16 protein-coding genes are annotated in these 21,446 nt (G+C 57.2%); 8 read left to right on the top strand and 8 right to left on the bottom strand.

The window, feature by feature from the left end; translation table 11 throughout:
* Positions 1-7: 7 nt before the first annotated feature.
* The 3 genes from ADN00_RS11605 (at position 8) to ADN00_RS11595 (ending at position 4,895) form a co-directional block, all read left to right on the top strand.
* The gene (locus ADN00_RS11605; protein ID WP_075063154.1) at positions 8-2,872 is read left to right on the top strand and encodes a Gldg family protein; all 2,865 of its coding nucleotides are present in this window, start codon (positions 8-10) and stop codon (positions 2,870-2,872) included.
* A gap of 12 nt (positions 2,873-2,884) precedes the next feature.
* Positions 2,885-3,853 (top strand): DUF4340 domain-containing protein, encoded by a 969-nt coding sequence (locus tag ADN00_RS11600; protein ID WP_075063153.1) that lies wholly within the window; start codon positions 2,885-2,887, stop codon positions 3,851-3,853.
* A gap of 154 nt (positions 3,854-4,007) precedes the next feature.
* Positions 4,008-4,895, top strand: coding sequence for a VIT1/CCC1 transporter family protein (locus ADN00_RS11595; RefSeq protein WP_201781186.1), 888 nt, complete (start codon positions 4,008-4,010; stop codon positions 4,893-4,895).
* An 84-nt stretch (positions 4,896-4,979) separates the two neighbouring features.
* On the opposite strand, the gene ADN00_RS11590 is transcribed toward ADN00_RS11595, so the two are convergent.
* The 5 genes from ADN00_RS11590 to ADN00_RS11570 all read right to left on the bottom strand — a co-directional run bounded on the left by ADN00_RS11590 (position 4,980) and on the right by ADN00_RS11570 (position 10,620).
* Complete coding sequence (locus ADN00_RS11590; protein ID WP_075063152.1) at positions 4,980-6,101, bottom strand: type III PLP-dependent enzyme; 1,122 nt, start codon at positions 6,099-6,101, stop codon at positions 4,980-4,982.
* A 318-nt stretch (positions 6,102-6,419) separates the two neighbouring features.
* Complete coding sequence (gene aguA / locus ADN00_RS11585; RefSeq protein ID WP_075063151.1) at positions 6,420-7,517, bottom strand: agmatine deiminase; 1,098 nt, start codon at positions 7,515-7,517, stop codon at positions 6,420-6,422.
* A gap of 73 nt (positions 7,518-7,590) precedes the next feature.
* Positions 7,591-9,015, bottom strand: a complete 1,425-nt coding sequence (locus ADN00_RS11580; RefSeq protein WP_152966336.1) for an APC family permease — start codon at positions 9,013-9,015, stop codon at positions 7,591-7,593.
* A 32-nt stretch (positions 9,016-9,047) separates the two neighbouring features.
* A complete protein-coding gene (gene ptcA, locus ADN00_RS11575; protein ID WP_075063150.1) occupies positions 9,048-10,064 on the bottom strand; it encodes a putrescine carbamoyltransferase in 1,017 nt (338 codons plus the stop codon).
* A gap of 49 nt (positions 10,065-10,113) precedes the next feature.
* A complete protein-coding gene (locus ADN00_RS11570) occupies positions 10,114-10,620 on the bottom strand; it encodes an Lrp/AsnC family transcriptional regulator (RefSeq protein ID WP_075063149.1) in 507 nt (168 codons plus the stop codon).
* A gap of 483 nt (positions 10,621-11,103) precedes the next feature.
* On the opposite strand from ADN00_RS11570, the gene ADN00_RS11565 reads away from it, so the two are divergent.
* From ADN00_RS11565 to ADN00_RS11550, 4 genes are all read left to right on the top strand, one after another.
* Positions 11,104-12,174 carry an ABC transporter substrate-binding protein gene (locus ADN00_RS11565; protein WP_075063148.1) on the top strand — a complete coding sequence of 357 codons (1,071 nt, stop codon included), beginning with the start codon at positions 11,104-11,106 and terminating at the stop codon, positions 12,172-12,174.
* Positions 12,175-12,397: 223 nt separating this feature from the next.
* Positions 12,398-13,249 carry an ABC transporter permease gene (locus ADN00_RS11560; protein ID WP_075063147.1) on the top strand — a complete coding sequence of 284 codons (852 nt, stop codon included), beginning with the start codon at positions 12,398-12,400 and terminating at the stop codon, positions 13,247-13,249.
* A 3-nt stretch (positions 13,250-13,252) separates the two neighbouring features.
* On the top strand, positions 13,253-14,068 hold the full coding sequence (locus tag ADN00_RS11555; RefSeq protein ID WP_075063146.1) for an ABC transporter permease: 816 nt from the start codon (positions 13,253-13,255) through the stop codon (positions 14,066-14,068).
* The gene (locus ADN00_RS11550; protein WP_075063145.1) at positions 14,065-15,183 is read left to right on the top strand and encodes an ABC transporter ATP-binding protein; all 1,119 of its coding nucleotides are present in this window, start codon (positions 14,065-14,067) and stop codon (positions 15,181-15,183) included. Before ADN00_RS11555 ends, ADN00_RS11550 begins: the two co-directional genes overlap by 4 nt.
* A 56-nt stretch (positions 15,184-15,239) precedes the next feature.
* Here ADN00_RS11550 and ADN00_RS11545 read toward each other — a convergent pair whose 3' ends face one another.
* Both ADN00_RS11545 and ADN00_RS11540 read right to left on the bottom strand, forming a co-directional pair.
* Positions 15,240-16,550, bottom strand: coding sequence for an ABC transporter ATP-binding protein (locus ADN00_RS11545; RefSeq protein WP_075063144.1), 1,311 nt, complete (start codon positions 16,548-16,550; stop codon positions 15,240-15,242).
* Between the two features lie 2 nt (positions 16,551-16,552).
* Complete coding sequence (locus ADN00_RS11540) at positions 16,553-18,280, bottom strand: ABC transporter permease (protein ID WP_075063143.1); 1,728 nt, start codon at positions 18,278-18,280, stop codon at positions 16,553-16,555.
* A 339-nt stretch (positions 18,281-18,619) separates the two neighbouring features.
* Here ADN00_RS11540 and ADN00_RS11535 point away from each other — a divergent pair, with 339 nt between their 5' ends.
* A complete protein-coding gene (locus tag ADN00_RS11535; RefSeq protein ID WP_160317518.1) occupies positions 18,620-19,369 on the top strand; it encodes a V4R domain-containing protein in 750 nt (249 codons plus the stop codon).
* 30 nt (positions 19,370-19,399) lie between these two features.
* Here ADN00_RS11535 and ADN00_RS11530 read toward each other — a convergent pair whose 3' ends face one another.
* Positions 19,400-21,385, bottom strand: a complete 1,986-nt coding sequence (locus tag ADN00_RS11530) for a hypothetical protein (RefSeq protein ID WP_075063141.1) — start codon at positions 21,383-21,385, stop codon at positions 19,400-19,402.
* Positions 21,386-21,446: the final 61 nt, after the last annotated feature.

The following is a 21,446-nucleotide window of genomic DNA, read 5'->3' as shown; positions in this document are numbered from 1 at the left end:
TGAAACAATGAAAAAAATCCTGGCAATCACCCGTAAAGAACTGGATATCTATTTTGGCTCGCTGCTTTCGCTGATTTTTCTGGGCGTGTTTTTAGCTGCGACCCTGTTTGTGTTTTTCACCGTTGAAAAATTCTTCGTGCGCGGGCTGGCCGATGTGCGCCCGATGTTCACCTGGATGCCGGTGCTGCTGATCGGTCTGCTGGCGGCGCTGACCATGCGCCAGTGGAGTGAAGAACAGCGCTCCGGCACGCTGGAGAGCCTGCTGACTCTGCCGGTCAAACCGGCGGAACTGGTGCTGGGCAAATTTCTGGCGGTGATGGCGATCATCGTCCTCGCGCTGGCGCTGACCCTGCCCCTGCCGATCATGGTTTCGCTGCTGGGCAACCTGGACTGGGGACCGGTGTTCGGCGGCTACCTGGCGGCGGTTCTGATGGCGGCGGCGTACGCAGCGATTGGCCTGTTCGTTTCTTCGCGCACCGATAACCAGATTGTTTCGCTGATCGTTACTGTGCTGATCGGAGGGGTGTTTTATCTGGTGGGCACGCGCGGCATCACCGACCTGACCAGCGGCATCACCAGTGATGTGCTGTGGGCGCTGGGCACCGGAAGCCGTTTTGAGAGTATAGAGCGCGGGGTGATTGACCTGCGCGATCTGGTGTATTATCTTTCGCTGACGGCGATCTTCCTGGCGTTGAATGTGCTCTCGCTGGACGCCAAGCGCTGGAGCGCGCAGCAAAAGGGCTACCAGAATCGCATGAAAAGCACGGTGGCGCTGCTGTGCGCCAATCTGCTGGTGGTGAACGCCTGGCTGTATCCGCTGAGCGGGCTGCGCCTGGACCTGACCGCGCAAAAAGAGTTCACCATCTCGCAGGTAACCCGCGACCTGGTGGGCGGTTTACCGGAGCCGTTGAGTATCCGCGCTTATATCAGCGAAAACACCCACCCGCTGCTCAAGCCGCTCATCCCGCAGTTGCGCGATATGCTGCGCGAGCTGGAGATCGCCTCGGGCGGCAGTGTCACTACCGAGGTGGTAGATCCGCTTAACGACCCGGAAATTGAGAATGAAGCCGCCCAGGAATACGGCATTAAAGCCACGCCGTTCCAGATCTCAGGGCGCAACGAGGCTTCGATTGTCAACGCTTATTTTGATGTGCTGGTGCGCTACGGCGATCAGTGGGAAGTGCTGAACTTCAGCGACCTGATTGATATTAACAACCGCGGCGAGCAGGTGGAAGTGAGCTTCCGCAGCCTGGAGTATGACCTGGCGCGTGCGATCAAGAAAGTGGTTTACGGCTTTCAGAGTGTGGACGCGATCCTCTCGGCGCTGGAGCAGCCGGTTACGCTGACGTATTACGTCAGCGGCGAAACGCTGCCGGCGGAACTGGTGGAAGTGGACGCCCTGGTGCGGAAAGTGGGCGAGGAGATCGCGGCGCAATCGAAAGGAAAGTTTGTTTTTCGGGTAGTGGACCCCGACCAGCCCGGCGCGGCGATGACCCGCCAGCAGCTGCAAGAGCTGGGCGTGCAGCCGTTCCAGGTAACGCTCTTCTCGGATGACACCTATTTCTATCACCTGATTCTGGACAACAACGGCAGTCAGGTGGCGGCCTACCCGCCTGTGGAAGCCAATGAGGCCGAGGTGCGCACCACCCTGGAAGGCATGCTCAAACGTTCCAGCGATGGCTTTTTGAAAGTGGTGGGGGTCTGGTCGCCCTCAGAACAGCCCACCCAGGATATGTTCGGGCAGATGCAGCAGCCGATCAGCACGTTTCAGGCCATCCGCGAGCAGCTGCGCGCCGAATACACGGTGAAAGACGTGGACCTGAGCGCGGGCAGCGTGCCGGCCGACGTGGATACGCTGCTGCTGATTGCGCCGCAGAACTTTGGCGAGATGGAATTGTTCGCGGTGGACCAGTTCTTAATGCGCGGCGGGGCGCTGGTGGTGGCCGCTGGCAGCAATACCCTGGGGGCAGACCCGTATTACGGCGAGCCGATGCTGACCCCCATTGAGGGCGGGCTGCGAGATCTGCTGGCGCATTATGGTGTGAAGGTGGGCAGCGAGCTGGTGCTTGACCCGCAGAATGCCGCTTTCCCGGTGGCTGTGAACCGCGATGTGAACGGCTACACCGTGCAGGATATTCAGGCGGTGGATTACCCGTTCTTCATTGACGTGCGCTTGTCCGCGATGAGCCAGGACAACCCGGTTACCACCAACCTGCCGGCGGTGAGCTTTAACTACGCCTCGGTGGTGGAGCTGGATGAAGAAAAGAACGCCGGGCGCGCGGCAGAAGTGCTGCTTTCGTCCAGCCAGCAGTCGTGGACGACGACGGACATCAACGTTGTGCCCGATTTTCAGACCTACCCGGAATGGGGCTTCCCCACCGGCGAAACGCGCCAGCCTTACCCGCTGGGGGTGGCCGTGCAGGGGCAGTTTGAGAGTTACTTCAAGGGCAAGCAGCCCCCGCAGCCGCAGGTAGAAGGCCAGGCTGCCCCGGCAGTGGTGCTGGAGCAGTCACCGGCGAACGCGCGCCTGGTGGTGTTCGGGTCAGCCGATTTCTTGAATGATTTCGCGCTGCAGCTCTCGGCGCGCTTGAGCGGCGATTACTACCTCAACAACCTGCGCTTAATGCAAAACGCGGTGGACTGGAGCGTGGAAGACGAAGACCTGCTCAGCATCCGCGCGCGCGGTTCGGCTATTCACCTGCTGGCCCCGCTCAACGATGGCAGCCAGCGCGTGTTTGAGGGGATCGCCTACGGGTTGGAGGCGCTGGCCATGGTGGTGGTCTTCTTCTTCTGGCAGGCGCGCAAGCGCGGCCAGAAGGCGCTGGAGCTGCTGCCCGTGGAGCAGTTGGCCATTCCGGGGCGCGTGGAGTAAAGGGAGGGAAGGATGAACAAGCTACAAAGAATTCTGGTGATTGTGCTGGCAGCACAGCTGGCGCTGACCGCTCTGGTCTTTTGGCCGCGCACCTCAACCGGCTCCGGCCAGCCTTTATTAGCGAACTTTACCGCTGACCAGGTGGTTAAGCTGTCTGTGAGCGGCGCCGCCGGTGAGCAGGTGAGCCTGGAAAAAGTGGGCGATGGCTGGGTTGTGAGCGGCACAGACGGCTTTGCCGCCGAAACCAGCCGGATTGAAGCGGCGCTGGAAAAACTGGTGGAGGCCAAACGCAGCCGCCAGGCGGCCAACACCGCCGAAACGCACAAACGCCTGCAGGTGGCGGAAGACGCTTACCTGCGGCGGGTGGCGTTGAGCCTGGCCGACGGCAGCCAGCAGGTGGTTTATATCGGCTCTTCGCCGGCGACACAGGCTGCCCACGCGCGCGTGGAGGGAGAAGACGCCGTCTTTTTGGTGAGCAACCTGACGGCCAATGATTTCAGCGCGCTTCCCAGCGGCTGGATTGACACCCTATATCTTGATTTGAGCGCGGCCGACCCGCAAAGCCTGGCAGTCACCAATGCCAATGGCACGTTTGAATTGAACAAGGATGAAAGCGGTAACTGGAAATTCAGCGGCCGCCAGCCAGGAGAAGAGCTGCAGGCCACGCGGATTACGTCGCTGGTTACCGCGCTGACCCAACTGCGCATGAGCGCCCCGGTGGGAACCAGCGTTAAGCCCGAATACGGCCTGGATAACCCGCAGGCAGTCGCAGAAATCACCGCGCTGCAAGACGGCGCCGCGCAGACCTACACGGTGCGGGTGGGGGCGCAAGACCCGGCCAGCGGGGAGTATTACGCTCTGGTGGAAGGCAAACCGTATGTGGTTCGGATCACCGCGGCAACGGCCCAGTCGCTTACGGTATTGAAGCGTGAAGACTTCGTCCGGGAGCTGCCCACCGCCACCGCGCCGGTTTATCCATAACCCGGCAGATTGCCAACCAGATGAACCCTCCGGTCTGGCTTGACCGGGGGGTTCCTTATACAAATGCGGGGTAAGGCGGTTAGAAGCGTGGTACATTAAAGATGTTTGAGTTGGGGGGCAAGAGCTTGCGCGAATTGATTGATTTGGAGGAAAAATGACAACCACACAAGCCAATCTCGGAAAAGGCGATATTGAAAAGCTGCTGTTTTTGCAACAAGACGAAATTAACAGTCATCACACCTACGCGCGCCTGGCAAAACAGGTTAAAGACGAAAATAACAGCGCGGTGCTTAAGAAGATCTCTGAAGAAGAGAAGAAGCATTATGAAATCTGGAATCGCTACACACGCATGGAAATTCGCCCCAACTGGTTCCAGGTGAACTTATTTTACTGGCTGGCACGGATTTTGGGGCTGACGTTTGGTATCAAGTTGATGGAACTCGGTGAAGAAAAGGCGCAAAAAGCCTATTCCCAACTGCTCGACCGCGTCCCTGAGGCCAAGCAGGTGATGGAAGAAGAGGAAGTTCACGAAGAAGAATTAATGGATATGCTGGACGAGGAAGGCCTGAAGTATGCCGGATCGGTGGTGCTGGGGTTGAATGACGCCCTGGTGGAGCTGACCGGCGCGCTGGCGGGCTTTTCGTTCGCTTTTCAAAAGACCAACCTGATCGCCCTGGCCGGTCTGATTACCGGCATTTCGGCTTCGTTTTCAATGGCGGCTTCAGAATATCTGTCGCAGAAATCGGAAGAAGGCGAGCAGGATCCGCTCAAGTCGGCGATTTACACGGGTGTGGCTTATATCTTCACCGTTCTGATTCTGGTGCTGCCGTATTTCCTGTTCCAGAATTACCTGGTGAGCCTGGCGTTTACCGTGTTCAACGCGCTGGTGATTATCGCGGTTTTCAATTTCTATATCTCCGTGGCCAAGGGCTACTCCTTTAAGCGCCGCTTTACCGAAATGGCGTTGATTAGCGTGGGGGTGGCGGCCTTCTCATTCATTGTGGGGGTGGTTGTTCGCAATGTAACTGGCATCGAAATTTAGCCGGTCCAAACCGCGCAATCAAACGCGCCTTCCCCCGTCTTACTATGGGGGAAGGCGCGTTTTTTCTATTGCGGCGGCGCGCGGTTATTCAATCACTGTGGAGGGGAATTGGAAGCCGTTGTAATGTTCCATGGACGTGGTGTACGCGCCGGTGGTAAGCAGGTACAGGCGGTCGCCCAGTCCCAGGGTGGCGGGCAGCAGGACGTTCTCTTGAATGACGTCGGTGCTGTCGCAGGTGGGGCCGCACAGCACAAACGGCGCGCGCGGGGCCAAGTCTTTTTCGGTGCGAATGGGGAAGGTGAAACCCTGCATGGCTTCGACCAGGCCGTGGTAGGCACTGGCATCCACGTACAGCCATTCCTGCCCGGCGCGGTGGGCGCGGTTGATCACCGAGGTAACCAGCACACCGCATTCGGCCACCAGGCCGCGCCCCGGCTCGACCATCAGGCGCGTGCCGGGCGGCAGGAGCTGCGCCAGCGCCTGGTGGATGACGGCGGCGATCTCTTCCACGGCGGGGTAGTCTTTACCGTAATTGCTGGGGAACCCGCCGCCCGCGTCGATGGCTTCCAGTTGAATGCCCTGGTCGGCCAGCACATACCAGATCTGCGCGCACTGTTCGATGGCGGCGCGCCAGGCGCGCGGATTGCGGTTTTGCGAGCCAACATGGAAGGTCAGCCCCAGGGGCTTAAGGCCAAGCTGTGCGGCTTTGGTGAGCAGGGCGGCGGATTCGAGCGCGGACGCGCCAAATTTGCGTTCCAGCGGCCATTCGCTGCCCTCGTTGCCCACCGCGACGCGGCACATTACCCGCGCGCCGGGGGCCAGGCTGGCCAGCTTTTGCAGCTCCATGGCCGAGTCAAAGGAAAAGACGCGCACACCGGACAGGTAAGCCCGTTCAATATCGGCCGGAATTTTGGTGGGCGCCATAAAGATGATCTTCTCGGCCGGGATGCCCATGCGGATTAGCTTATCTATTTCGGCGTAGGAAGCGGCGTCGAACCGAATGCCCTCCTGCGCGATGATTTTCAGCACTGCGGGGGTGCTGTTGGCTTTCATGGAAAAGTAGACTTCGTCGCCGCTAAAGGCGCGCAAAAACGTCTGGCAGGTCGCGCGCAGGCGGTTGCTGTCAATTAGCAGAAAAGGTGTTTCACGGTTAGTATGGTTCTGGAGGAAAGGGGCAAGTTTTTGAATCGGGGTGTTGGCTATCATTCATCTACCTGAATAATTATTTTTATTCCAATAAAAAACACTCGAAGATTTTAGCATCCTTTTGGCTCCGAATGTACCCATACGTGGAATGGTTCGTATCCATGCAAGGACGGCGGAACTTCTATGCTTGTGGTTGGTGCGTTGGCTGTGCGCCTTTATGAATAGATGATGCAGGCGTCGTAGAAGACTTTGATTCTCAGCCAACAGCACTCTACAATGGATGAGGCCCGTTGGCTGCGTGCCGGTTGACGATCAGACAACAAGAGACTGATCAAATACAGGCTGCGCAGCCAACGATATTGATTTCAATGACTCACATTATCCGCGGGGCTGCTGCTGGGTGATGCAGTGGATGTTGCCACCGCCCAGCAGAATTTCGCGGGCATTGACGCCCACTACTTTACGTCCGGGGAAGAGCTTGCCGAGGGCGTCCATGGCCAGCTGGTCGTGCGGATCGTCAAAGACGGGCATTACAATGCCGCCGTTGGCAATGTAGAAGTTGATATATGATCCAGCCAGGCGGTCACCCGCGTTGCGCGGCAGAGTGCCGTCCACCGTGTCTACGCCCAGGCTTTCTTCTTCCGTGATCAGAATCGGGTTGGGCTGGTGAATCTTGTGCACTTCCAGCTTGCGGCCTTGGGCATCGACGGCGTTGGAAAGGCGCTGGTAGGCATCGGCTGAGATCTCGTATTGGGGATCATTCTGGTCGTCGGTCCAGGTGAGGGCCACTACGCCGGGGCGGATGAAGCAGGCGATGTTGTCGACATGCCCGTTGGTTTCATCGTTGTAGACGCCGCGGCTGAGCCAGATGATCTTTTCTATGTTAAGGTATTCGCGCAGGTTCTCTTCAATTTCTTCGCGGGTGAGCTGCGGATTGCGGTTGGTGTTGAGCAGGCATTCCTCGGTTGTCAGCAGAGTGCCTTCCCCGTCCACGTGAATGGAGCCACCTTCCAACACAAACCCGGCGGCCTTGTAGCGGTCGAGGCGCTCGATGTCGCACACTTTTTGGGGCACCAGATCGTCCAGGTCCCAAGGGAAGTAGAGGCCGCCTTCCAGGCCGCCCCAGGCGTTGAAATCCCAATCCACGCCGCGGACGATACCCTGGCCGTTGACCACAAAGGTTGGGCCGCAGTCGCGCATCCAGGAATCGTTGGCCGATAGTTCCACCACGCGCACCGAAGCGGGCAGCAGGTGGCGGGCGTTGAGGAATTGGCCGGCTGAAACGCCAACGGTCACCGGCTCAAATTGGGCAATGGCGCTGGCGACGGCGGCAAAAGCGCGCTGAGCGGGCTTGGCGCCGTTGCGCCAGTTGTCGGGACGCTCAGGCCACAGCATCCAGCAGCCGGCGTGAGGTTCAAACTCGCCAGGCATTCGAAATCCGTCCTGGCGGGGGGTGCTTTCAATACATTTCGACATAGGAAACTCCCAAGATTGAAAAAGAGCGGGCGAGGCCAAGTGGAAGACACCCCGCCCGCGGGGATGAGTAGATTTATTGTCCGTTCAGCTTCTTTTCTTTGGCAGCCACGTTGAGCAGCACTTCGCCCACGATGAGGGTGAGGGCCACGCCAATCAGCACCGGCGCGGCAAAGGCCCAGTCAATCGGTTCGCCGGGCACCCAGATGAAGAAGACGATACCCTGGATGATGAAGATTTCACAGATCACCACCAGGATGGAGGCAAAAGTATGCCCGCCGGGAACGCGGTAAGGGCGTTCGGCGTGGGGGTCGGTTTTGCGCAGTTTGAGGAAGGCGGGGAAGAGCGCCAGATAGGGCATGAGGAAGACCATCGAGCTGAAGGCGAACAGCGTCCAGAACAGGTCTTCGGCCGAGCCGGCCATAAAGCCGTACAGCACAATGACAACCGTGGAAACCACACCGGTGATGATGAAGGCGCTGACGGGGGTTTTGTATTGGGCGTGCAGCTTGCCAAAGATTTGCGGCAGCTCGTTGTCGGACGCGGCCTCGGCGGCGGTGCGGTTGGCGCCCATCGTCCAGGTAACCATGTTGGCTAGGAAGGAATAGAGCGCGCCGATGCCCAGCACGGTCACGGCGATATTGGCGGCCTGAGATTCACCCAGCAGCACGCGCAGGGTATCGATGATACCTTCCACCAGGCCCAGGTCTTCCACCGGAACGGCCATGAGCATGCCCACTGTGCCAAGCAGGTAAAACACAGTGATGAGCAATCCGGCGGTGATAATGGCTTTAGGAATGTCGCGGCCGGGATTTTCCATTTCATCACCCGCGCCCGACATTAGTTCGAAGCCCATGAAGTTGTACACAATCACCGGCAGAAAGAAGAGACCGGCGTCCCAGGTGGGCAGGATGCTGGAGAAGGAAAGGTCGTTGGCCACGCCGTTCTTGCCGGCGAAAATGAAAGCGGCCACGCCGATGACCACCATGATCAGCGCTTTGAAGATGGCGCCGATATTGGGAACCCATTTGCTGGTTTCCAGCGACATAATGCCGATACCCACGGTGATCCAGGTCATCACCACGCCGATAGCGATTTGCCCCCACAAGCCCATCTCCGGGGCAAACAGTTGGGCGAACATGCCAGCGAAAAGCACATAAACTGAGGGCATCCACAGCGCCACGTTGATCCAATAGAGCCAGGTGGTGCGGGCGGCCCATTTTTCCCCGAAGGCCTTTTTAACCCAGATATAGAGACCGCCCTGGTCGGGGTAGGTGGTGCCCAGTTCGGCGGTGATCAGGCCGTAGGGAATGAAGAACAGCACCAGGGTGATCAGCCACCATGAGATGCTGGCCGGTCCTATAGATGCCGAGGGAGCCAGGGTATCCATGACCAGGATCGCGCATACGGTAAAGAGGGTCATATCCAGACCGCGCATTACTTTCTTAAAGCCCTTATCTTTTTTGGCGGGGGCTTGCACCGCTGCTTCTTGAATCGCCATCCGTTTCTCCTTTTTCTTCAATATGGAATGGATTAAAACAGCTTCTTCTCGAGGAAGTCTTCAATGCGGCCTTGATGGAAGGCTTTCAGCGCTTCGGAAGGTCGTTTCAGACGCGGGTAAACGAAGTACACCAGCAGGCCTTTTTCAGCGTGTAGGCGGTTTTCGGCCTGGTCAAAGATGATCGACTGCGGGGAGTCCAGCACTTCATCGGTAGCTTCCACACCGCGCGAGGCAGGCAAACAGTGCATCACTTTGGCTGTGGCGGGGGCTTTCTTCAACAGGTCCATGTTGACCTGGTAATCGGGCATGAAGGCCGCGCGGCGCTCGGGAATTTCGTCTTCCTGGCCAACCCACCACCAAAGGTCGGTGTAGATGAAATCAGCGTCCTTCACTGCTTCCACGGGGTTGTCGGTGATGCGGAAGCTGCCGCCAGACAGCTTGCAGTTCTCTTCGGCAATCTTCTGCCAGGCTTCGGGGGCCTGGTATTTTTTGGGCGCGCCGTGGGTGAAGTGCATGCCCAGGCGGGTGGTGATGAACATCAGCGAGCTGCACACGTTGGTGGCGTCGCCGATGAAGGTAACATTGAGGTCTTCCAGTTTTTTGCCGGCGGGCATGTGCTCCATCATGGTAAAGACGTCGCAGATCACCTGGGTGGGGTGGTTGTAGTCGGTGAGGCCGTTCAGCACCGGCACAGTGGCGTCTTTGGCGAAGCCGGTTACCGTCTCATGTTTGAGAGCGCGGATCATGACCACGTCGGTCATGCGTGAAATCACTTTTGCCGTATCGCCTAACGACTCGCGCGCGCCCAGGTGAATTTCGCCGGGTTTGAGGTAGAGCGCATGGCCGCCCAATTCAGTCATGGCTACTTCAAACGAGATGCGGGTGCGGGTGGACGGTTCTTCAAAGATCATCGCCAGGGTGGCGCCTTCCAATAAATGGGGGGTGCAGCCCTGCCGGTCGGCTTCTTTGATCAGCCGGGTGGTCTCGATCATATCGAGCAGCTCTTCTTTGGAGAAATCGTAGGTATGAATAAAGTGTTTCAGCGTCATTTCGCATGACCTCCAGAAAAATAAGATGGTTGCAAAAAAACACGAAGGATCAATCAGAATCCTTCGTGGTTATGCCAAAATCTTCGGGCGGCGGCATCCATTCATCAATATTGCGCAAAATGCCGGGAACGAGCGCGTAGCCTTTGACGCTGACGCCGGGAATGCCGGGCAGCACATGGCGTAAAAAGTGGCGCATTTCTTCACTGTCTTTGAAGCGGCCCTCAATGGAGATATCGGTGGTGCCGTGCCCGTACGCCAGGTAGGTAATGGAGGGGATCGACTGCAGGTGGCCGAGAATGCTGGCTTCCTGGTCAGCGTCGATTTCCAGAAAAATGTCAACGGAGATGCCGTAGCCAAAGAAGTGCGGATCGACAATGGCGGTCAGCCGCACCGCGCCCAGCTCAACCATGCGGTCGATGCGTTTGCGCACCGTGCGTTCGTTGGCGTTCACCACGCGGGCAATATCCACTGCCGAAGCGCGGGCGTTCTTGTTGAGCTGCTGCAGAATCGCGTAGTCCAGCTCATCGAATGGGAGGAAAGAGGATTGTTTGGTCATTACTTTGTTCCGATTCGGAATTGAATAATTCCGATATAGTATATTATAAGAAACTATCGGAATATTTCAAGCCCGAATTTGTTGATTGTTGGGTGGATTTATGGAGCAGAATTGCCCCACAGCAACAATGTACATGATTATACTAGCGGGAGCGTAAATCGAAAGCGCCGGACCTGACCGGGCTTATCTTGTAATTTGAGCGCAATGCAGATACACTTTTATTAAATTGCATTAAAAATGGAAACTGCAGGTAAGGCTGAGGGAATATCGGCGAAGGAATTGCGTAAAAAATCTGAATTTCGATTATAATACGTGCCGCAAGTTGATTCCGACCCTTGTGCGTGGTGATCACCAGTCGGGTGTTTTAGCTGAGAAGAACAGTAATCAGCTCCATACGGGTGGCGCGCCACAGAAACTTCAAGGTGAAAGCAGCCTCTGCTTTTATCTTGAAGTCTTGAGTTAATATTGAAGAAGAAGGATAAGATGAAACGCACACGTCAATTTCTGGTTTGGATCTCGGTAGTGTTGGTGTTGTCGCTGGGTTTGACCGCGTGCGGCGGCAAGGGTGGCGGCTCTGCAGCGAAAGAGCTAACGGTTCTGGATTGGGCCGGTTATGAAGTCCCTGAATACCGGGCGGAATTTGTTCAGCAGCATCCCGATGTGGAGGTGAAGTTCACCTTTTTCGCGGATGACGCGGAAGGCTTCGCAAAATCGAAATCGGGTTTTAAATCCGATCTGGTGCATCCCTGCACCAATTATTGGGCATTGTACGTCCAGCACGGACTGGTACAGCCTATTGACACATCCCGCTTGAAGTACTGGAGCGGTATTTACCCCAACCTGGCCAAACAAGGCGAGTTCGACGGAAAACAATACTTCATCCCCTGGGACTGGGGGTATGAGTCGATTTTAGTGCGCTCAGACAAAGTGAAGACCATCCCCACTTCGTGGGCGGATCTGTGGAACCCTGAATATGCCGGGCACCTCTCGGTGATTGACGCCGGCGAAAATATGTACATGATCACGGCGCTGTCTTTAGGGCTGGATCCGTGGGATGTTTCGCCGGAAACGGTGGAAATCATTCGCCAGAAGCTGCTGGAGCTGAAGCCCAACATTATGCACTATTGGGCCGATTACACCGAACTGAACACGCTGGTTGCCGGCGGCGACATTTGGGTGGCAGGCAATGCCTGGAATGACGCCTACACGGCCATGCTGGCCGAGGGCGTGCCGGTGGAGTATGTAACCCCCAAAGAGGGGCGGATTGCCTGGGTGTGCGGGTACGGCATCTCCAGCGATATTGAAAATGTTGACCTGGCCTACGATTATCTCAACGCGCTGATGGAACCGGCTGCCAACGCACAAATGGCCACCGATTTTGCCTATGGGCCGGGGAACGCCGATTCGGTGCCGTTGATGGACCAGGAACTGGTGCAACTGCTGGAGCTGGATGACCCCTCGATCATTGAGCGGGCCATTCTTCAGGCGCCCATCACCGATGAGATGCGCCAGGTCTACACCGACCTGTGGGTCGAAATTAAAGCGGCCCCATAGGGGCGCTCTGCTGAGCACATCCGGGTTTGGAAATGAAAAGAATCCATTTTATTTCACCCTTCTGGCGAACAGAAACTCGCACCCGCGCAGGCGAAAGCTGGCGCAGCGAATCGAATCCAAAATTATCAAGGAAGGCGATGTATGTTTGCGTATGCAATCTGTCTGAAGGCTTTATTGAGACCGATTCAAAAAACATGATTTCTCAGAAAGGGGTGTTCGGCTGATGAAAAAAAACGGACACACCCTGGTTCTCATGTCGCCTTCGGGCCTGTGGCTGATTGCATTCTTCCTGATTCCATTAGCGATTATGGCCGTTTACAGCTTTGGCAGCGGGTCGTTTGACCTGATCGGCCAAAGCTTTTCGTTGGATACATACGTCAAGTTTTTTAATACCCCCTCTTTCTTGAATTTGCTGTGGCGCTCAACCGTGATCGCCTTTTACACGGCACTGCTCTCGGTGCTGATGGCCTACCCAATTGCCTATTTTCTGGCGTTTCAAGCCGGGTCGTGGCGCACCAGCCTGCTAACGATCATCATCATTCCTTCGTGGATCAGTTATCTGCTGCGCATTCTGGCGATTAAGCTGATTTTGGGCTCCAGCGGGCTGTTGAACAGCTTGCTGATGGGCCTTGGCCTGGTGCAAGAGAGCGTGCCGCTGCTGATGTACAGCCGCTCGGCGGTGATGATCACGCTGGTATATACCTGGATTCCATTCGCGGCGCTGCCGATCTTCTCGGCGCTGGAGCGGATTGGCAAGCCCCTGCTCGAAGCGGCCTCAGACCTGGGCAGCCCGCCCTGGAAGGCCTTTCTGCGCGTAACGCTGCCGCTCAGCCTGCCGGGGGTGTGGGCCAGCTTTTTCTTTGTGTTCATTCCCACCCTGGGTGAGTGGGTAACGCCAGCCCTGATGGGCGGTCCGCAAGGGATTATGTACGGTAATTTGATCCAGGACCAATTTGTGCGCGCCCTCAACTGGCCGATGGGTTCGGTGATGAGCATGGTGATGACCCTGCTGGTGATCGTTTTCCTGATGATCCTGACGCGCTTCATCAAACTGTCGGAATTGCTGGAGGGCTAGCCGATGAACCAAAGAAAACTGGCATTCTCCATTGGCTGGGGTTATTACCTGGTGATCACTCTGCTGCTCTACATTCCCATTGTGCTGTTGATTGTGTTTTCTTTCAACGATTCGACTTTGCTCGCTTTCCCGTTGAAGGGCTTTACCCTCAAATGGTACCAGCAGTTGTGGGAAGACACCGAGCTGCTGCGCGCTTTGTATAACAGCCTGGTGGTAGGCATTCTCTCCTCGCTGGTGGCTACCGCCATCGGCACCTTCGCGGCGATTGGCGTAACGCGCTTTCACTTCATTGGCAAAGATTTCTTCCTCACCGTGGCCTCGCTGCCGCTGGTGGTGCCCTATGTGGTGCTGGGCGTGGCCATGCTGCTGCTCTTCCGCTTTTTGGGGATTGAGTTAAGCCTGTGGACGGTGGGCATTGGGCATGTTGTGATCAACATTCCCTATGTGCTGTTGATTGTGGCGGCGCGCCTGGCTGGCTTTGATAAGCGGATTGAAGAAGCCGCCATGGACCTGGGCGCGAATTACTGGCAGACACTGTGGCGGGTAACCCTGCCGATCTGCATGCCCGCTTTGCTGGCATCGTTTTTGTCTTCGCTGACCACCAGTTTTGATGAGTTCGCGCTGACCTTTTTCCTGACCGGTACGGACAATACCCTGCCGATTTATTTGTATTCACAACTCCGTTTTCCAACCCGCGTGCCGCTGGTGATTACCCTGGCAGCGGTGATCATTCTGGTCACGTTAGTGATCGTTTTATTGCAAGAATGGCTCCGGCACCTCGACCAGCCAAAACGCAGAAAGGGGATTGAAATCACATGAACGAAATTGCGGTTGAACTTCGCAATGTGAGCAAGGTCTTTCCGGCGGATACCAAAGCCGACGAAGACCTGGCGGCGATTCAAAATGTGTCGCTGCAGATCCGGCACGGCGAGTTTTTTACCCTGTTGGGCCCCAGCGGGTGCGGCAAGACGACCACGTTGCGGATCATTGCCGGGTTTGAAACCCCGACCAGTGGGGACGTATTCATCAAGGGCAAGCAGATGAATGACTGCCCGCCGCATCACCGGCCGGTCAACACTGTTTTTCAGAATTACGCCCTGTTTCCGCATCTGAATGTGGCGCAGAATATTGCCTTTGGCCTGGAGATGAAACACACCAGCAAAGCGGAAATCGCTGAACGCACGCAGCGTGTGCTCAAGCTGGTGCAGCTGCCCGATTTGGGCGCGCGCAAGCCCAACCAGCTCTCAGGCGGGCAGCAGCAGCGCGTGGCGCTGGCGCGCGCGCTGGTGAACGAACCAGCGGTTCTGCTGCTGGATGAGCCGCTGGGCGCGCTGGATTTGAAGCTGCGCAAGGAAATGCAGATTGAGCTGAAACATTTACAGACCAAGCTGAACATAACCTTTATTTATGTAACACACGACCAGGAAGAAGCCCTGACCATGTCGGACCGCATCGCGGTGATGAATAATGGCCAGGTGCTGCAGGTCGATTCGCCGATCAATATCTACGAGCGCCCCACCAGCCGCTTTGTGGCCGAGTTTATTGGCAAAACCAACTTTCTCAGCGGCCGGGTGCTGGCGGGCAGCAGCCGGGAGACCAGTATGGTGCTGGCGGGCGAGACGGTTGACGTGCCCCTGCAAGAGAGCCAATGGATGGGCGGTGATTCAGTTACCCTGGCGGTGCGCCCGGAGAAGCTGCAGCTGCATCACGACGTTCCGGCGCCCAACGGCTACCGCAAAATTGCCCTGCACGGGCAGGTGCGCGAGGCGGTGTACGCCGGAACCGATACGCATTATGTGGTGGTGCTGCAATCGGGGGAAGAGGTTACTGTGCACATGCGCAATACCTTTAACCATAACCTGGGCGAATTTGCGCCTGGAGAAGCGGTGGTGGTTACCTGCCCAACCGAGGCGCTGCGCCCGCTGGCAGGATAAAAAAGAAAGGCCGGAGCCCTGCTGTGAAGAAGGTTCCGGCCTTTGTTATTCTGGGATCAATTGGCAACGGTGGCTGTCGCAGACTCCAGGAAGATCACCCCATCACCATCATCATAAGCGAGAATTTCGGCGTAGCGTCCCCAATCAACGGCAATGTCCAACTGCCGCTCGGCTTCATCTGGCGGGAACTCCAATTCCAGGGCGGCCTGAACCACATCCCATTTGATGCGCTGGCGGTCTGACGCTCGCAGCATGGTGAGCAGCCATTGGAAGAATGGAATGCGGCGAATGCGGGTGGCAAAAATCTCTTTGCGGGCCAAAATTCGCGCTTCGGCAAAGGTTTCACCCAGCGGGGTGAGTTCCACATCGCCTTTGGTTACTTTCGCAAAACCTAAAAGCTCTGCCGCGTCTGCCAGGCGCAGGATATAGTCTGAGTCCATGTTCGAGCCTTCCGCCAGGCGGAAAAGATCGGTCTTTTGTTCGGGAATGTCATTCAGCATTTCCAAGAAACCAGAAAGATCGCTGATGGCCATTTGCGGCAGGCGCCGGGTTGGGCCTGGCTCACCAGGCGCGCTGCCCAGTTCCAACGCGTCGGGCTGGGTTTGCCCGGCCAGCAACGCGTAAACCTGGTCGACAATGTGTTGAAATTCCGGCGATTTGCGCGCGCGCGGGTGAGCAAGGTCAATCTTTATATCGGCAATGATTCTGCCTGGATTCTTGTCCATGACGACAATGCGGTCCGACATCAACACCGCTTCTTCAATATTGTGGCTGACCATCAGAATAGCGAGGGTGGGAATGCTGCCGCTTAACCAAAGCTCCAACAGTTCGCCGCGCAGGGTCTCGGCGCTGAGAACATCCAGCGCGGAGAAGGGTTCATCCAGACAGAGCAGTTCCGGTTCCACTGCCATGGCGCGGGCAAAACCCACTTTCTGCCGCATGCCGCCGGAAAGTTCGCGCGGGAAGGCGTTTTCAAAACCGTCCAGACCGACCCTGTCCAGCAACTCCACTGAATGCTTCGTGCGCTGCTCGGAAGGAATTCCTTTCACTTTCAAGGCCAGCTCCACGTTTTCCTGAACATTTAACCAGGGAAACAGGGCAAAGGTTTGGAAGACAATCGATGCGTGAGGATTGACTCCTTGCAGCTGCATTCCACGGTAAAGCACCTGCCCCTCAGTAGGCTTTTGCAGGCCGGTAATGATTCTCAAGAGGGTACTTTTTCCACAACCAGAAGGACCCAACAAGGATACAAACACACCTTCCTGCAGGGTCAGGTTGATATTTTCGATCGCGGTGAATTTGCGCGTGCCAGATCCATAAATCTGGCTTACATTCTTGACTTCCAGGAGGAGTTTTTCGTTCTTCATGTTTACTCCATTCGATATTGATCTTCGGCGGTTTGATACAACGGCCGCCAGATGAAGCGGTTTAAGACGACAACAACCAGCACCATAAACAGCGTGGCAGCCAGCAATAGCGGGTAATTTCCAGTAGCGGTGGCCTGGGCTATCGTCGCGCCAATACCTTTGGCAGAGTAGGTGCTGCCGCTAAATTGGACGTATTCAGCAACAATACTGGCGTTCCACGCGCCACCGCTGGCAGTAATGGCGCCGGTGATGAGGTAAGGAAATAGAGAGGGCAGAATGAGGGTCGTCCAGCGCTTCCATCCGTTGAGGCCCATTAATTTGGCCGTGTATTTGAGGTCTTGCGGAATGGCGCTGGCCCCGGCAATGACATTGAACAACAGGTACCATTGGGTGCCCATCAGCATTAATCCGACGGCTGCAATGTTTAGGCCGCCGGGGAGGGTGAGCAAAAAAAGCAGCAGCATGGGGAACAGAGCTGTTGCTGGCACAGAGGCGGCAATTTGTACCACCGGCTGCAGCACGGTAGCCAGGCGTGGATTGGTTCCAATCGCCACTCCTACAGGGATGGTCCATAAAAGCGCCAGCAATAATGCGGCCAGCACGCGCAAAAAGGTTGCCAGAACGCCCAGCCCAATAGTTAGCCAGTCGGCGAGGCTGAGCATTTCCAAGAGCTCCACAGCGCGAAACGCGCCATAAGCGATCACGCCAATAAGGATCAGGCGCAGTAGAGAGACCAGAAAAGTCGGTTTTTTCTCTTCGCTGGAGCTGCCGGCGACAGGCAGCGGTTGTTTTTGCAGGCGCGTGTCGATGCGCTTGCGCAAAGGCTGCAAGATGTGTTTTGAGAGCTGTAAAGAAAACCACGAGGAGTGCAGCCATTCATAAAACCAGGATTGCGGCGGATTGTCGTTTTCGATCATTTCCACTTTGAACCGGTCTGACCAGGCCAGCAAGGGCCGCCACACAAATTGATCAAGGAGCACGATGATCAGCACCAACACGCCTAAACCCCAGCCAATGGCGCTGAGATCGCCCTGGTTGGCGGCTTCGTGCAGGTATGCCCCCAGCCCGGGAAGGCGGAAGTCGCGCTCGCCAACAGTGAATATCTCGGCAGCCATCAAGAAGAACCAGCCGCCAGCCCAACTCATCATACTGTTCCAAATAAGGCTGATCATGCCAAACGGCAGCTCCAGAGAAATGAACTGCATCCACGTGTTGAGGCGAAAAATGGTGCTGGCTTCTTTCAGCTCTTTGGGAATGGTGGTCAGCGATTGGTACCAGGCAAAGGTCATATTCCAGGCCTGGCTGGTAAAGATCAGCACCACCGCCGCCAATTCGCTGGCAATGCCTTCGGGTAAGATGGCGTTCAGGCTCAGTAGAACGACTGGTAAAAAGGATAAAATGGGAATGCTTTGTAAAATATCCAGAAGAGGGAGTAATACCTTTTCTGCGCGGCGGTGATAGGCGGCTGCCCGCCCATATAAAAGGGTAAACACCAGCGAAAGCAAGTATGCGGCAGCCATGCGCGCAACCGAGAAGAGCGCGTATACCGGTAAAACGCTGGGAGATAGGGAAATATTGGGCCCTTCAATCGACGCGGGGCTGTTAAGCGCAATCCAGGCGCCGATGGAGACCAGGGCAATCACCACCAGCAGAGCCAGCGCGTCTGCCGGGGTGAATGATTTTGTCCCGCTGGACTGGGTTTTGAAAATCCTGTCTTGAGGTCTAATCATGGGCGGGCATCCTTTCTGAGGTTAAAGAAAACACCTCACGCTGATCTCGCGTGAGGTGTAAGAATGCCGTTTAGCTAACAGCCTACATCACTCCCCGCTGGAGGTCAGCCATTCAATAATAAAACTTTCGTCCGACTACGTTGATATGGTTCCATTTTTTCTCTAATTATAAAGCACAATGAAAAAATCTTACTGGCAAATCAGCCGACTGTCAAGGAGGCTTTAAGTGATCGTTAAGCTGCGACATCTTCGCATTCAAATGATGTGTGAGAAAAGTGGTGGTAGAAGAAGTTGCCACAAAGCGTAGAATTGTCGATAATAGGGATGCAGGGGTACGCGATGAATTCTCAATCCACATCATCTACTTCTAGGCAACCGCCGCCGGTCGGTCTCTTTCTTTCGGGTCGGGAGGTGATCGCGCGGCTCTCGGCGCTGCGGCTGCTGGTAGGGCACCCCGGCATGCTGGCGATTCTGCGGCGGGCCGGGCTGACCGATTCACTGGCCGGGTTGCTGGTTAACAATTGGGAGAAGACGTTTCCATACGCGGCGTATCAGAAGATCATCGCGGCGGTGCGGGAGATCTACGGCGAGCGCGGCTATCGCGCCCTGGCCTACCGCGCCGGAAAGAACAGCTTCGCGGAGACGTTTGGCGGCCTGCCAGCGGTGAAAACGGCCAAAGAGCAGCTCGCGCAGATGGGTGATGAGCGTCTGCGTCTGCACCTGGCTATGCAGACCCTGGCGGAGGCTATGGAAGGTACCAGCATCCAACGGGTGGAGGTGAGCCTGCGTGGATTGAGCGCCAGCCTGCGAGTGGATTTTTGTTTTGAATGTTGGGACAGCCCGCTGACCCATGAGCCCATTTGTTACGGTTTGGTGGGCAGCGCGCGCGGGGCACTGGCTTACCTGTTGGGGAGGGATGATTATCTGGTGCGCGAGGTGCACTGCACGGCAGCCGGAGATGATTTCTGCGAGCTGGAGATAAAACCGCCGCCAGAGGCTATGCGCGGGCGAGGCCTGGGGCAGACGGGTTTCTTGACCCTGCCGCCAGACCTGCGCGCGGGTGTGGATGAAGACACCCAGGAACAATGAACCGGCCGGGGAAACCCGGCCGGATATGTTTTATTGCGGAATGGCTGCGAGCAGCGCGCTCACCTGCCCGGCGTCCAGTGCCGGGTCTGCCGCCAGTGCTTCCAGTTGGGCGCGCAGGGCGGGGCGCAGCTCTGTGATTTCTGCGGCGCGTTCCGCCAGCAGCCGGGCAGTGCTCCAATCGCCATCCTGGGCCAGAACGGCGATGAGCGGCAGATATTCGGAACGGTCGCGGGCGGTCAGTCCTTCTTCTACGGTCTGGCGGGCCTGGCTGGCGGCGAGGACGATGTTGCCCGTCTGGCGGGCAAGTTCAATCTGCTGGAAGGCGCCGCACCAGGCATCTTGCGGGGGGCGGCCAAAAACATGCGGCAGGCGCGCCGGTTGGGCAGGGGCGGTCTGGATCAGTTCCAGACGGGCGCTGGCGCTCAGGTCACTCAGCCAGTCGGGTGTGGCCGGTGAGGGAATATCGCCGGGACCCAACACGCGCAGACAGCCGTTGGGGTTTAAGTACACCACCAGATAGTCTTTGGGATCGCCCTCGAAGGTTAAGGTGCGATAGTTGTGCTCAAGGGGCTTGGATGGGTCGAGACCAACCCACAGGCTGTTCATGCGCACATTCAGGTCAAACATGCGGTAGAGCAGGGTGGTACCTTGCAGATCGGGGGCGTAGGCCCAGTTGATGGCGGGGGTGAGGGATGAGTCGCCGTAATAATCGAGACCAATATCATGGGTGAGCAGAATCGCGCCTGGTTCCAGGCCGGGGGCGCGGATGGTGAGCTGCTGCAGGTAAGAGCTGGCCTGCTGCCAGCGCTGGATATAGCTGCGCGCGTTGACGAAGTTGGTTACCAGCGCCGATGCAAAGAGCAGGGCGGCGGCGAACTTCCACACGCGCGGGCGGAAAAGGACTTCCAGCAGGGCCGCCAGAAAGATCGCCACTCCGGGCAAGAAGGAAAGCAGCGGGCGGTCCCAGGGGAATTCCAGCCAGATGGGGATATAGGTGAGCCAATAGGGCCAGCCGGCGGCAAACATGCCCAGCAGGCCGGTTAGCAGGGCTTCCCAGGGCAGGGAGTCCGGTTCGGAAGAAGCGGGGCGGGCGCGCTCTGCGCGGGCAAGCAGCCAGGCGGCAGCCGCGAAGCCGGTCAGGGCAACCGCGGCGCGCAGCATCAGCTCGGGCAGTCCCTGCTGGGTGCTGAGCGGCAGCGGCCAGGACTGAAAAGCGGCTTTCCACAGGCTTTCCACCACGCTCCAGGCGAGCATCACCAGGGTTTTGGGGGCGTCTGTGCGCAGGCCGTTCAAAAACTGCGGCTGGTAGAACTGGAAGGAATAGATGAAGACACGCCAGTATAGAAAACCGGCCAGCACGCCCAGGTAAGGCAGCCACAGCCAGGCAATTTTGCGCAGGCGCTGGCGCGGGTTGGGGACGCTCTCGCGCAGCACGAACCACAGCAGCAGCGGGCGTAGAATCTCCAGGCCGATGAAGTATTCAACGGAGAACAGGCTCAACGCGCTGACCGCCCCGGCGGCGTTCCACAGCCAGGCGCGCTTCTGTGCGCTGGCAGCCTGCAGCATCAGCCACAGCGAAAGGAAAAACAGACACAAGACGGTGAAATGGAGAATAAACTCCAGCGGCAGGGGCTGCTGTTTAAAGCCGGGATAAATGCACAGAATGGCCGCGGCGGCGAAAGCCAGGCGGCGCTGCCCGGGCCATATTCTGAGCAAAATTCGCCAGAAAAGGTAAGCAGCCAGCCAGCGCAGACCCAGCAGCAGCAGGTGATACCCCGCCACCCACTCGCCAAACAGGGGGGTGAAGAGCATATACACCCAGGCCGAGAAGGGCCGGTCGGCAGAGACAAAGGCCGGGTAGGCGCCCGCGCCGGCGGCATGGTACAGGTAGAGGTACGACCAATCATCGCCGTACAATCCGAGCCAGGGGATGTAGACGCCAAAATTAGCCAGCAGCAGGGCCAAAAAAAGAAGCGGTTGGGGGTTTTGTTTGATGAAGGTAACTTTTGAGGGCATATTTTCATCCAATTGAAATTGGAACCATTATATCAGGTCTGGCGGGCGCGCAGCACGCGGC

It is taken from the genome of Ornatilinea apprima (genome assembly GCF_001306115.1).
In the GTDB taxonomy this organism is placed as follows: domain Bacteria; phylum Chloroflexota; class Anaerolineae; order Anaerolineales; family Anaerolineaceae; genus Ornatilinea; species Ornatilinea apprima.
Note: the sequence above shows the minus strand (reverse complement) of the source record. Positions and strands in the feature narration are given on the sequence as shown.

Excerpts from the sequence above, each read along its gene's own strand:
- ADN00_RS11605 (WP_075063154.1), top strand. The coding sequence starts at position 8 with ATGAAAAAAATCCTGGCAATCACCCGTAAAGAACTGGATATCTATTTT.
- ADN00_RS11600 (WP_075063153.1), top strand. The coding sequence starts at position 2,885 with ATGAACAAGCTACAAAGAATTCTGGTGATTGTGCTGGCAGCACAGCTG.
- ADN00_RS11595 (WP_201781186.1), top strand. The coding sequence starts at position 4,008 with ATGACAACCACACAAGCCAATCTCGGAAAAGGCGATATTGAAAAGCTG.
- ADN00_RS11590 (WP_075063152.1), bottom strand. The coding sequence starts at position 6,101 with ATGATAGCCAACACCCCGATTCAAAAACTTGCCCCTTTCCTCCAGAAC.
- aguA (WP_075063151.1), bottom strand. The coding sequence starts at position 7,517 with ATGTCGAAATGTATTGAAAGCACCCCCCGCCAGGACGGATTTCGAATG.
- ADN00_RS11580 (WP_152966336.1), bottom strand. The coding sequence starts at position 9,015 with ATGGCGATTCAAGAAGCAGCGGTGCAAGCCCCCGCCAAAAAAGATAAG.
- ptcA (WP_075063150.1), bottom strand. The coding sequence starts at position 10,064 with ATGACGCTGAAACACTTTATTCATACCTACGATTTCTCCAAAGAAGAG.
- ADN00_RS11570 (WP_075063149.1), bottom strand. The coding sequence starts at position 10,620 with ATGACCAAACAATCCTCTTTCCTCCCATTCGATGAGCTGGACTACGCG.
- ADN00_RS11565 (WP_075063148.1), top strand. The coding sequence starts at position 11,104 with ATGAAACGCACACGTCAATTTCTGGTTTGGATCTCGGTAGTGTTGGTG.
- ADN00_RS11560 (WP_075063147.1), top strand. The coding sequence starts at position 12,398 with ATGAAAAAAAACGGACACACCCTGGTTCTCATGTCGCCTTCGGGCCTG.
- ADN00_RS11555 (WP_075063146.1), top strand. The coding sequence starts at position 13,253 with ATGAACCAAAGAAAACTGGCATTCTCCATTGGCTGGGGTTATTACCTG.
- ADN00_RS11550 (WP_075063145.1), top strand. The coding sequence starts at position 14,065 with ATGAACGAAATTGCGGTTGAACTTCGCAATGTGAGCAAGGTCTTTCCG.
- ADN00_RS11545 (WP_075063144.1), bottom strand. The coding sequence starts at position 16,550 with ATGAAGAACGAAAAACTCCTCCTGGAAGTCAAGAATGTAAGCCAGATT.
- ADN00_RS11540 (WP_075063143.1), bottom strand. The coding sequence starts at position 18,280 with ATGATTAGACCTCAAGACAGGATTTTCAAAACCCAGTCCAGCGGGACA.
- ADN00_RS11535 (WP_160317518.1), top strand. The coding sequence starts at position 18,620 with ATGAATTCTCAATCCACATCATCTACTTCTAGGCAACCGCCGCCGGTC.
- ADN00_RS11530 (WP_075063141.1), bottom strand. The coding sequence starts at position 21,385 with ATGCCCTCAAAAGTTACCTTCATCAAACAAAACCCCCAACCGCTTCTT.